General features: G+C 46.4%; 10 protein-coding genes and 1 pseudogene. 1 reads left to right on the forward strand and 10 read right to left on the reverse strand.

The window, feature by feature from the left end; translation table 11 throughout:
• Nucleotides 1-3: 3 nt before the first annotated feature.
• The 7 genes and pseudogenes from mraY to mraZ all read right to left on the reverse strand — a co-directional run bounded on the left by mraY (nt 4) and on the right by mraZ (nt 7,566).
• A pseudogene (gene mraY, locus FM037_RS26170) lies at nt 4-1,085 on the reverse strand (phospho-N-acetylmuramoyl-pentapeptide-transferase).
• Complete coding sequence (locus FM037_RS26175) at nt 1,085-2,452, reverse strand: UDP-N-acetylmuramoyl-tripeptide--D-alanyl-D-alanine ligase (protein WP_144048413.1); 1,368 nt, start codon at nt 2,450-2,452, stop codon at nt 1,085-1,087. The pseudogene mraY and the gene FM037_RS26175 overlap by 1 nt, the downstream one beginning before the upstream one ends.
• Entirely contained in the window at nt 2,449-3,927 is a 1,479-nt protein-coding gene (murE, locus tag FM037_RS26180; protein WP_185976916.1) for a UDP-N-acetylmuramoyl-L-alanyl-D-glutamate--2,6-diaminopimelate ligase, read from the reverse strand. The genes FM037_RS26175 and murE overlap by 4 nt, the downstream gene beginning before the upstream one ends.
• Complete coding sequence (locus FM037_RS26185) at nt 3,927-5,669, reverse strand: peptidoglycan D,D-transpeptidase FtsI family protein (RefSeq protein ID WP_152831179.1); 1,743 nt, start codon at nt 5,667-5,669, stop codon at nt 3,927-3,929. Before FM037_RS26185 ends, murE begins: the two co-directional genes overlap by 1 nt.
• A gap of 80 nt (nt 5,670-5,749) precedes the next feature.
• Nucleotides 5,750-6,064: a cell division protein FtsL gene (ftsL, locus tag FM037_RS26190; protein ID WP_144048416.1), complete on the reverse strand. Its 315-nt coding sequence runs from the start codon at nt 6,062-6,064 to the stop codon at nt 5,750-5,752.
• A 70-nt stretch (nt 6,065-6,134) separates the two neighbouring features.
• Entirely contained in the window at nt 6,135-7,076 is a 942-nt protein-coding gene (rsmH, locus tag FM037_RS26195) for a 16S rRNA (cytosine(1402)-N(4))-methyltransferase RsmH (RefSeq protein ID WP_144048417.1), read from the reverse strand.
• Between the two features lie 31 nt (nt 7,077-7,107).
• Complete coding sequence (gene mraZ, locus FM037_RS26200) at nt 7,108-7,566, reverse strand: division/cell wall cluster transcriptional repressor MraZ (protein WP_144048418.1); 459 nt, start codon at nt 7,564-7,566, stop codon at nt 7,108-7,110.
• A gap of 488 nt (nt 7,567-8,054) precedes the next feature.
• On the opposite strand from mraZ, the gene FM037_RS26205 reads away from it, so the two are divergent.
• Nucleotides 8,055-8,372, forward strand: a complete 318-nt coding sequence (locus FM037_RS26205) for a hypothetical protein (protein WP_144048419.1) — start codon at nt 8,055-8,057, stop codon at nt 8,370-8,372.
• Nucleotides 8,373-8,410: 38 nt separating this feature from the next.
• Here FM037_RS26205 and glpK read toward each other — a convergent pair whose 3' ends face one another.
• From glpK to FM037_RS26220, 3 genes are all read right to left on the reverse strand, one after another.
• Nucleotides 8,411-9,904 carry a glycerol kinase GlpK gene (glpK, locus tag FM037_RS26210; RefSeq protein WP_144048420.1) on the reverse strand — a complete coding sequence of 498 codons (1,494 nt, stop codon included), beginning with the start codon at nt 9,902-9,904 and terminating at the stop codon, nt 8,411-8,413.
• 48 nt (nt 9,905-9,952) lie between these two features.
• A complete protein-coding gene (locus FM037_RS26215) occupies nt 9,953-10,480 on the reverse strand; it encodes a nuclear transport factor 2 family protein (protein ID WP_144048421.1) in 528 nt (175 codons plus the stop codon).
• 261 nt (nt 10,481-10,741) lie between these two features.
• Nucleotides 10,742-12,094, reverse strand: coding sequence for an outer membrane protein transport protein (locus tag FM037_RS26220; RefSeq protein WP_144049147.1), 1,353 nt, complete (start codon nt 12,092-12,094; stop codon nt 10,742-10,744).
• Nucleotides 12,095-12,518: the final 424 nt, after the last annotated feature.

Genomic DNA, 12,518 nt, shown 5'->3' on the forward strand with positions numbered 1-12,518 from the left:
CAATTACCTTAACTTCAGCGTGGCAAGGCCAAGCAAAACCAAGAACAGTGAGATGATCCAGAATCGAACGATCACTCTGGGCTCGGGCCAACCTTTCAATTCATAATGATGATGGATAGGTGCCATACGGAAGATTCGCTGACCACGAAGCTTGTATGATCCGACCTGTAGAATCACCGAAACAGTTTCCATCACGAACACCCCCCCATGATGACCAATAAGATCTCCTGACGAACTAAGACTGCGATGGCTCCCAATGCGGCCCCCAGAGCAAGGGATCCAACATCTCCCATGAAGACCTGTGCCGGGTAAGTGTTAAACCAGAGAAACCCAAGACCCGCACCCACAATCGCGGTGCAGACAATGACCAGCTCACCGGCCCCTGGCAGATAAGGGATATGCAAATAGTTAGCAAACTGTACGTGACCAGACAGATAGGCAATCAGGGCAAACGCAGCCGCAACCATGACAGTAGGCATGATCGCCAAACCGTCTAACCCATCGGTTAAATTCACTGCATTACTCGAGCCTACGATGGTGAAGTAGGCTAAAACAATGAAGAAAGCTCCCATCTGCGGCATAACATCTTTGAAAAATGGCACCACGAGTTGGGTTTCACCCAGAGTATCTGCAGAGGCATAAAGGTAAAATGCGATCACTATGGCCGCTATTGATTGCAAAATATATTTCCACTTTGCAATCAATCCCTTGGTATCTTTACGAACCACTTTACGATAATCATCGATGAAACCGATGAGACCAAAGCTTGCCAATACGAACAACACGACCCAAACATATCGACTGCCCAGATCTCCCCAAAGCAATACACTGATAAAAATACCAGCCAAGATCAGAATACCGCCCATGGTTGGCGTACCACTCTTGCTAAAGTGTGATTCTGGTCCATCGTTGCGCACAACCTGTCCAATCTGCAGCGTCTGTAGACGCTCGATCATTTTAGGTCCCCACCAAAGGCAGAAGACCAAAGCGGTCATCAGACCTAAGATGGCTCTGAAAGTGACATAAGAAAAAACGTTAAACCCAGAATAAAACTGAGTTAAATACTCCGCCAGATACACCAGCATTAAACAAACTCCCCGCGCCCGTAGGCAAGTATTAAAGCTTCGACCACGCGCTCCATTCTGGCACTACGTGATCCTTTGACCAAAACAGTTACATCACCTTGTAACAGCTTAATATTTTTTATTAAATCTTCTACCAAACGTTCGAGGCTAATATGGCCATCGCCCCCAAAGGCACGACTCGCATTAGCACTGAGCTCACCTAAGGTAAACAGCGAATCCAGGCCTCTTTGTCTTGTCAGCTCGCCTAGTTCAGTATGCAAAAGGGCCGCATTGTCGCCCAGTTCTCCCAAATCACCCAGCACTAAACAGCGATGACCTTCAATTTCTTGAAGCCAGTCGATTGCAGCGGTGACTGAAGCAGGGTTTGCATTATAGCTATCATCGATCACACGGACCCGCCCCAATTGAGTGGGCAGCATTCTACCTTTGACAGGCACTAGAAGTGACAAGCCTAATTTTATTTCATTTAGCGTTAATCCAAAAGATAAACAGATGGCCGTAGCGGCTAGGGCATTACTCACCTGGTGACGTCCAGATAGTGGCAGAGCGATAAAAACAGTCTCTTGCAAGTAACTCAATTTGAAGCGGTAACACCCCACTGAATCGGCTTCAAGATCAGATGCTTGAATATCAGCTTCTGACTCGACTCCAAACGTCAGTTGAGTAAAACTCATCGATGCTGCCAGCATTACAGATGCAAACTGATCGTCGGCATTAATCACTGCCGTCCCAGTCGATGCTAAATGATTAAATATTTCAGACTTTGCACTGGCAACGCCTTCAAGAGAACCAAAGCCCTCCAGATGCGCCGACGCTACATTGTTGACTAAGGCCACATCAGGCTTTACCAAGGAAGAGGTGTAATCGATCTCCCCCTTGTGGTTCGCGCCTAACTCGAACACACCAAATTCATCATCGGCCTCTAAGCGTAAGAGTGTCAAAGGCACGCCAATTTCATTATTGAAGTTACCAGCGGTGTACAAGACCTTGTGCCTTTGAGATAAGATAGTCGCCACCATCTCCTTAACGCTAGTCTTGCCATTTGAACCGGTTAACGCAACTGATTTGGGCTGGATAAGCTCTCTTAGGTGAGCTCCCAGCTCTCCCATCGCCCTCTGGGTATCTTTAACGATCAGTTGAGAAATGTTCAGTGGTAATTCGTGATCGACCAACAAGGCTGTTGCGCCATTTTCCACTGCCGTGCCCGCAAAATCATGCCCATCGAATTTCTCGCCTTTCAATGCGATAAAAAGAGTTTGCGCTGGGATAGCTCGGCTGTCGCTGGAAACATGACGAAACTCACCGTCTGCGCCCACTAGCCTGGCATTCAAGCGTTGGCATATACCTGACAAGTTCAATGGGATCATATCCGCTCTCCCGCCAGTGATTTCGCTAATGCTCTCTCATCATAATCCAAGCGTTCGCCTGCTATTTCTTGATAGGTTTCATGTCCTTTCCCCGCCAGCAAGACGAGATCTCCAGGCTTAGCTAAGGCGACAACTTGTCTGATGGCTTTCTCCCTATTCATTTGAGTTAGCACTCGCTCTGGGGCATTCAAACCCGCTAATATCTCTTCGATGATGACTTCAGGAGATTCACTTCTGGCATTATCGCTGGTAACCATCACCTTATCTGCATAGACTTCGGCAGCTTGAGCCATCAATGGCCGTTTACCCTTATCGCGATCGCCGCCACAGCCAAATAAACACCACAACTGACCTTCACAATGGCCTCTCAACGCCTTGAGAGCCTGCTCTATAGCATCCGGGGTATGGGCATAATCAACCACTAGGGTCACACCATTTTCAGTGGTAAAACGCTCCATCCTTCCCGCGACAGGTTTTAGCTGAGGCGCCATGGCCGCCATGGCCTGCATATCGTAGCCAATCAAATATAAGGCACCCAGTGCTGCAACTAAATTGGAGAGATTGAAAGAACCTAACAGAGGTGACGCCAACTTAGCCTGCCCCTCGGGCCAGACAAGGGTCGCCGTGACACCTTGATGGTGTTGATGGTTATCTTGGGTGTATATACTCGCGGCTTCGGCATGTGCCGAACAGATACTGAAACCAAGGTGCTTAGCCGATTGCTCCTCAGAGAGCCACTGACGTCCGACTTCATCATCGAGGTTTATCAAGCTGCCTTGCAAGGATGGAAACTTAAATAACCTTTTCTTTGCGTCGCTATAAGCCTGCATAGTGCCATGGTAATCTAAGTGATCTCGGCTCAAATTAGTAAACACGGCGACATCGAAAGGAACGGCTTCAACCCGGCCCTGAATAAGACCATGGCTGGATACTTCCATGGCGCACAAGTCGGCACCCGCCAGGTTAAAAGCCTGTAACTGGGCGAAAATAGTGATGGGATCGGCAGTGGTATTGCCACTGTCGACTAAGTCCCCCCATAAACCATTACCTAAAGTGCCCATCAAGGAAGCTTGCTTGCCTAAAAGAGCGACTAACTGAGCCATCAATTGAGTAATGGATGTTTTACCATTAGTTCCGGTGACACCAATGAGTTTGAGTCTCAGTGCCCCCAATGGATAAGCTTGTGCTCCGATTGCCGACAACTGTTGGCTTAATTGGAAAAACAACACCTGAGGTGAGTCCGTTTTTTCAAGCTTGAGCTGACCATGTTCGGCAGGGTCATCCGTGTGGACTAAGGCTGCCACCGCACCTCGTTCGAATGCAGCACAAATAAACTTTCTGCCATCGACAAGATGTCCAGGGACCGCAATAAATAGATCCCCGACAGCAATCACTCTGCTGTCCAATAATATGTTATTGAATGATTCCAGCCCTGAGTAATGCAACCAAGGCGCTAGAAGATCACTTAGCCGCATTATTCTGTTCTCCTGACATGACTTTCTAAACGTACTTTTTCTTTCGAGGAAATAGGCTCCACATTCAGCATCTGTAATGCGCCAGACATCACCTTAGCAAATGCGGGACCGGCCACATCGCCACCATAATACCTGTCTCCTTTGGGCTCATTCACCACGACTGCAATCGCCAGTCTTGGGTTATGCACAGGGGCGACGCCGGCAAATAGGGCGACATAGTCTTCACCATAGCCGCCGGCAACGGCTTTTCGCGCCGTACCTGTCTTGCCCGCAACTGGATAGCCCTCAATATGCGCTTTCCTGGCTGTGCCACCAGCCTCTGTCACGCCTATCAGCATCTCCATCACATGCTGGGCAACTTCCGGAGATATCACCTGTACCCCCTCAGGCTTCTTCTTGAGCTTCAAGATAGAAGATGGGTACAAGACACCTTTACCGCCCAACATGGCATACATTCTTGCGATCTGTAACGGAGTCACTGTGAGAGCGTAACCAAAAGAAAGCGTCGCTCGTTCAAACTCAGACCAGCGTCTACGGTCATGAAGTAAGCCTGTACTCTCACCCGCAAGATTAATGCCTGAATAATTGCCTAAGCCCATGGCCTGGTAATAGCCTAATAGTTCCTGCACCGGCATAGATAAGGCTATCTTGGTCATGCCTACGTTGCTGGAATGAACCAATACTTCACCCAAGGAAAGGTCGCCATAGTTCCTGCCATCACGCACTATCTTACCGCCGATCCGAATACGTCCCGGTGAGGTCTTAAAGATCTGGTCCTTGTCAATTGTGCCCGCTTCTAATGCTGCAGCGACCACAAAAGGCTTAATTGTTGAGCCCGGCTCATAGGCATCGGTTAACGCACGATTACGCATACGATAACTTTGTAAGTTGTCTCGGGAGTTAGGGTTATAGGATGGGGTATTTGCCATAGCCAATACTTCACCTGTGTTCACATCGATGACGACTATCGAGGCAGACGTAGCCTGATTGATCTCAGTGACACGCTTGATCTCTCGATAGGCTAATTGCTGAATACGCTGATCTATACTCAGAACCAAGTCATTGGGACTCTCACCTTCTTGCACCATGTCCAGGCGCTCAACTACGTGTCCATCTCGGGATTTACGTACCTTTTGTTTCGAAGGAGTACCCGTCAACCAATCGTTATAGGTGTTTTCAATCCCCTCGATACCCACATCATCTATGTTAGTAATGCCGATCAATTGGGCGGTGATTTCGCTGGTGGGGTAATAACGGCGCGACTCGGCTTTAAGATATATCCCGGGCAATTTGAGTTTTTTAATGTAATCGGCAACAGCTGGAGTCACTTGACGCTTCAAGTAGGTGAAACGTCGCTTGGGATTGGCTTGAACCCGACTTAAAATCTTGTCTTCGGGCTCATGGAGTACATCGGCTAACGCCTCCCAAAGACGCATATCGGCAAAGCCATTTTTGTCGTAAACCACTTTAGGATCGGCATACACGGCTTTCACAGGTACACTGACAGCCAACATTTCACCATTACGATCGGTAATGAGTCCCCGCTGAACCTCTCTGCTGGTCGTTCTTAAGCTGCGCATATCACTTTCATGGCGCAACTTTTCAGGTTCAATAATTTGAATATAGGCGGCACGACCAATCAAGCTGGTGAATAACAGGCAGACGAACCCTACCACTACGTATAAACGCCAGTGAATGAGCTGTGGTTTTTGCTTCCTTTTAGCCTGCTTGTTCTTCCTCATGATACTCTTGTTATCACCTATCCTTGATTGTTTGTAGCTGTGAATGTTTATACATTTTCAATATATAAACGGGATTATTATCACGGTATCCTTACCACAACTTCTTCCTTAGGCAATGGCCGACTCATGTCTAACTGTTTACTCGCAATCCGGGTAATTCGACTATGTTCAGACTGAGATTGCTCTTCGAGCAATAGATTTCGCCATTCGATATCTAACCTATCTCTTTCCTGCCACATCTGATCCCATTGGCTGATATATTTACGGCTCACATAGCTTGTATATACAATGGTGATCGCGTTACCAACCACTGCCGCCGCAAGCAGTAATACCCACTTATGATGCCAAAGATCGAGTAAGACGATTCGAGTCAGATTAAGCTGAGCTTGCCCCATATCAGCACTCCCTGCTACGCATGCTTATATCCAATGAGCCAGGTATTAGCATTTGCTTCCACACCCATTATCAATACTCTAATCTCTCTGCGACTCGCAAAACAGAACTACGGGCTCTCTTGTTTATCTCAACTTCTTCGGTAGAAGGCTTGGTCGCCTTACCAATGCCCTTCAACAAACGCGTTTTATCGAGTTCGGCCTCTGTGATCGGTAAGCCATGGGGAACACTTTTCCCTCGGGTATGGCGACGGATAAAGCGTTTCACCATCCTATCTTCGAGAGAATGGAAGCTGATCACCGATAAACGTCCCTGAGGTGCCAGCACGACAAGTGCGCCCTCTAATGCCTGGTCGATCTGCTCTAATTCACTATTGATGTAGATGCGTATGGCCTGAAATACTCGTGTGGCTGGATGCTTATTGCGTTCCTTACTCTTACAGATCCTAGCGATAAGGTCCGCCAGTTCCTTGGTTCTCAAGAAAGGAGTCTTTTCACGATCTGCCACAATACAACGCGCGATATGACGAGAATTCTTCTCTTCACCATAGGTTTTAAATACCCAAGCCATATCTTCAATTTCGGCGCGGGCGATCCACTCTGCAGCGGTTTCCCCCTGAGAGTTATCCATACGCATATCTAGTGGACCATCTCTTAAGAAACTGAATCCACGCTCAGCATCGTCCAGTTGGGGTGATGAAACACCAAAATCGAGCAATACACCATCTATCTTGCCCTTCAAGCCAAGATCTTCAACATAAGTAGCCAGTTGACCAAAACCACCATGCACTATGCTGAACCTGTTATCGTCGGCAAACTGCTTAGCAGCCTCAATGGCTTGTGGATCTCTGTCTATAGCAATTAAACGACCATTCTCACCTAAGTACTTCAACACTTCACGAGAATGCCCGCCTCTGCCAAAGGTGCCATCGATATAGATGCCATCTTGTTTTATGTTCAGGCCTGCAACCGTTTCAGAAAGCAGTACTGATAAATGTGAAAATTCTTGGCTCATTAGTATCTTCTATCTATTTTTGCGTCACTGATCACAGTGAGAAATCGGCAAGACGTTCATTGTTGGCGAACTCTTCGCTACGAATCGTCTCTCGGCTTTGCTCTATCTGCTGCTGCCATGCAGCCTCATCCCAGAGCTCAAATTTGTTTAACTGACCCACTAACATTGCGTGTTTATCTAAATTCGCATATTGACGTAACGGCAGAGGAAGTAATAACCTACCGTTACCATCTAGCTCACACTCGTGTGCATAGCCTAATAGCAATCTTTTCATAGCTCGTTCAGAAGCTTGGGTATCGGAAAGCAGAAGCAGTTTTGCTTCAATCTTGTTCCATTCATCTAATGGATACAGCAGAAGACATGATGATTGAAAATCAACAGTAATCACTAACTGACCATGATATTCGGCACGTAATGGCTCACGGTAACGCTTAGGGATAGCGATCCGGCCTTTTGTATCAAGGTTTATAGCACTCGCACCACGAAACACGTTAGCTTGTCCTTGCTGTCAGTAAATGATCCACATATATCCACAAATTCCCACAATTGCTAATTCTAGAGACAGAACACAAGACTTGTCAAGAGCACCACCTATTTAAAAATCCAGTACTCAAGCGGGTTAGCAGCATGTTTAAAAAATGATTGAGTTGACGAAACTAGATGGAGGAAAGTGGATCTAGAACCCTAAAGAGTTGAAAAAACAGACAGAAGAGGAAACTAATGTCGAATACTAGAGGTGAAAAGTGGTAGGAAATCCCAGAAATATTCGACTCAGTTGGAAATTGAGCGTTCCGATTCGATTTTATGAGCGCTATTTACATCGTATCTCATCAAAATACTTATGAATGAAGAAGCTCAGATAAACAAAGATTAATCATTGGTCTATTATGTAAGAACCAACTTTAACACTTAAGCATGACTAAATATCGAGCAGAAACTGCCGATAGTACTAAGTAGGAGTACTTAACAGGAGATATCATGGTTGGTTTAGATAGCCTTTATGCCATGCTTGCACGCCCCATTCAGCTAAGCATTAAACGTAAACGCTTGATGGTCGAGGAAGCTGACAATAGCGCGAGTATTGCTGCCGACGATCATGAGACCCCACAATCGGAGCAGTCGAGTCTTGAACGACGACAATCACAGGAAGATAGACGTGAAGGTCTATTTCGTGGCGATCGCCGCAGTGACTCTGAAAAAAATGAAGCAAGTGAAAGAGAACGTAAAACAAGCAGAGATCTCGCCGAACATGAAGCGGTGAACTCACCACTCCCCAGAATTGATATCGATATTTAATCAGCCCCCATAGCTAATAACAGCAAGATCATTTTCAGCTAGGCCTTGGTTGACGTAACTTGAGAAACAGCCTCTTTCCAACCGAGGTAAAGACTCTCTCTAGCCTCGGCAGAAATATCAGGACTAAAGGATTTATCTAAGTTTGCTTTATGTTTCAGCTCAGCCGTAGACTGCCAAAACCCCACAGCCAAACCAGCCAAAAAAGCAGCTCCCATTGCCGTAGTCTCGGTGACGACCGGACGATGCACCTCTACGTTGCTTATGTCTGCCTGAAACTGCATTAAAAAGTCATTAGCAACGGCGCCACCATCGACGTTAAGCTGTTTTAACATGACTCCACTGTCTTTAGTCATCGCCTCGAGAAGATCGCGGCTCTGATAGGCTATAGCCTCTAGTGCGGCTCTGATAATGTGATTACGATTGGAGCCTCGTGTTAAACCGACTAAGGCACCACGCGCATTTGGCTCCCAATAAGGCGCACCTAAACCGACAAAAGCGGGGACCAAATAAACACCATTGGTATCTGCTACTTTAGAAGCGAAGTATTCGGTATCCTGGACATCACGAATAAGGCCAAGCTCATCTCTGAGCCATTGAATAGTCGCCCCCCCCATAAACACGGCTCCCTCCAGGGCATAATTGACTTCCCCCTTGGCACCTATGGCTATAGTGGTTAACAAGCCATGTTGAGATCGCACCGCCTGTTTACCGGTATTCATCAGCAGAAAACAGCCAGTGCCATAGGTATTCTTGGCCATGCCCTCATCGATACAGAGCTGACCAAACAAGGCCGATTGCTGATCACCTGCAATTCCTGCAATATCTATCTCCCCACCTTCCCCTGCAATTCTTGTCTTACCATAGATACAAGTAGATGGTTTAACCTCGGGTAATAGAGAGCTGGGTATATCGAGTGCTTTGAGTAACTTTTGATCCCATTGCTGAGTATGAATATTAAATAGTAAGGTGCGACTCGCATTCGTCGGATCTGTGACGTGAACCTTGCCCTCGGTCAACTTCCACACCAGCCAGGTATCGATAGTGCCGAACAGGAGCTCGCCTTTTTCCGCCCGAGCTCTGACACCGGGAACATTATCTAATATCCACTTTATTTTAGTGCCTGAAAAATAGGGATCCAAGAGAAGCCCGGTAGACTCGCGTACATATTCTTCTAAGCCTTGTAACTTGAGCTCATCACAGATACTACTACTACGACGGCATTGCCAAACAATGGCGTTGTATACCGGCTTACCTGTTTTTCTATCCCATATGATCGTAGTTTCACGTTGATTAGTTATGCCAATGGCGGCCACTTCATCACTATGAATATCGGCTCTGGCGAGCACTTCGATCAGGGTCGAACTTTGGGATGCCCATATTTCCATAGGATCATGCTCAACCCAGCCCGCTTGAGGGTATACTTGAGTAAATTCGCGCTGAGACATGGCAACAATATTGGCATCATGATCAAATACGATAGCTCTTGAGCTCGTGGTCCCCTGATCTAACGCAATCACATATTTCTTGGTCACAACTTTTTCCTATTGTTGGCTAGTATTTCTCAATCATAACCATACAGGTTATTGCTGAGTCTCCTGTAACACTCCTATTTCGGGTTCCACTATTGTTTCTGGTTCCACAGTATTCGCTGACTCGGGCTCTTCAGCATTGGCTTCCACCGTGATTTCATCACAGGCATGAGCTGGCAGATACCAAAACTCGGCCAACTTGCCATTTTTAATATGGAAATTGCCGATGCTGCACTGACTCAGTTGCTCACCATCATTGTCCCAGGTCACCCTTTCCACAGTACTGACATAATTGCCCGAATCGATCATCTGAAGAATAGTGGCATTAGCATCTTTCAATGTCTCAAAGTAATCCGCCATCGCGGCCGCAAACTCTTTCTGGCTAGAGGTTTCGACCTCAACCTTGGTCCCGGTAACATGCATCCAACGAACATCATCTGTAGTGTATTGCAGCATCTGTTTGACATCATGGCTGTTGTAGGCTGCGATAAATCCTTCGACAATCTCAGTAGAGGTCTGATTGGCCATTGCGGTAAAAGGAAGTAAAGACAGGGTCGCCGCAAGTAGATAGGGCTTCATATCACACCTCTTGTTTGGTAGTTGCCGATCTAAAATAGATCACAGATTAAGTTCATCGTATTAGATGAATATAATCTTATGAAGTTCATTTTACTAACAAAATATAGTCAAATACGACAGAAACGACAATGCCCCACATAAGTGAGGCATTGTTATCCAGCTTTAGGTAAGCCTTTAGTGCTACATCGAGTCACTGAACTGAATATAAACTAACCCGATTAGCCAGACATAGCCCACAGCTTCACAACTAAGCTAAGTGGATTATAGCTTGTAACTTAATTGCATACCGACTAACCAGACATCGCCAACAGCTTCACCATCGAAGTTCACCTGAGCCAGATCCATTAGATTCATCGACTCATTGATCGGTGCATCACCGTAAGCCTTAATATAAGTCACAGCAAAATCTACAGTCAGATTTTCAGAGGCTTGATAACCGGCACCGACACTGAGCCACAAACGATCAGAATCCGGAATAGTCATGGTGCGATATTCATCATCCACTGCGGTATTATCGTAGGCGATACCCGTGCGTAAAAGCCATTCGTTATCTAACTGATATGTAGAGCCCAATGCGAAGCGCCAGTTATCCTTAAAATTCTCTTCTTTAACAAGATCTGACTCCAATCCACCCACAGGCTTAACGTCACCCGGGAAATAAGCGACTAATTCATCGAAGACACTCCATTGCGTCCAGTTAACACTGGCATGCATGGCCCAGTTGTCACTGAGTTGGTGATAAGAAGCCAGCTCAGCAAATGCTGGTAACTCCAGTGGCAAGTTTCCTTCAATATCGACATCTTGCCCGCCAGTATAAAGCAGACCCGAAGCCGAGCCCTCAAGTTCTAGCTCAACACCGCTGTGATAGGCGAAACCCAGACGATGTGCAGGATTTATCTGCCAGCTGGCGCCAACTTTCCAACCCATAGCAATATCGTCACCTTCCATGCTCTTAAGGCTGGTACCACCAGCTGGTAGAGCCTCTGCGACGTCTGCTGGCAGCGAAGGGTGAGCCTTCAATCCATCGATCCAGCCAGGAGCCGATGCGCCGATATTTCCCTCGCCGTATACGATTCTCAGTCCTGCACCGACACTGAATGCTTGATTGATCTTGTATGCAATATTGGGATTAAACTCGACAGTAGTCACCGAAGTCTCGCTGCCGAAGATGGCCGCCGCGTGATCGGCTGGTAACTCAGTCGTCAAACCGTAATTAGAGTTAATCGCCATCCCCCAGGTCCAGCTATCATTAATCTGACTAGAAAAATAAAAATTAGGTACCACAGCATTATCGGCAACATCTATGGCATCGGCATTCATCGTCATCGCCTGTGAGCCGAACAGCGGAGAAGCGATAGAGATATCACCAGTCACATCTACGTTTGGCATCACATAGATGCCACCTGCAGAGAAACTCGTCCCTTCAAGGTAGGTCAACATGGCAGGGTTACGTGCCTGAGTGGATGCATTATCGGCCATAGCCGCTTCACCGGCAAAAGCACGGCCCAGACCCGTGGCTGAGTACTCGGCTAATTGAAAACCTGCCGCCTGTACATGAGATACACTTCCCAGGAGCACCCCAGTCACGGCCAGAGATATTATGCGCTTGTTCATCATCTTAGTTTTTATTCCCATAATTATTATCTTTCTTAATCGACATCAGCTTTAGAGTAATAGCTCGATTTTTAGCATCTGGAGTGTACTTATGCAGAATATCTTTGCAAGCAAGAGAGATAATTCAGAGTAATTAACTGGATATGCCGAGGTATTCAGTATTTATTAAGATGAAATGGCTATTTAAAACAGTCTGCAAGTCAACTATGACGAGACAGCGTCACCATTGGAGATGAATTTCATGGGGAGAATGTTATAAATAACCATATAAATCAATAGACAATGAAATTTATAGCGACTTACACACGTTAGCTTAAATAGAAATCTTCTGGTAGTTAAAATCACTAGAAGAAATAACAAAACCTTGAATCAGTTCACAGAAAAAATAAAACAATCATATTTTCAATAGGATGGAGCTAGTTGG

Source organism: Shewanella psychropiezotolerans (assembly GCF_007197555.1).
Taxonomy (GTDB): Bacteria; Pseudomonadota; Gammaproteobacteria; order Enterobacterales; family Shewanellaceae; genus Shewanella; species Shewanella psychropiezotolerans.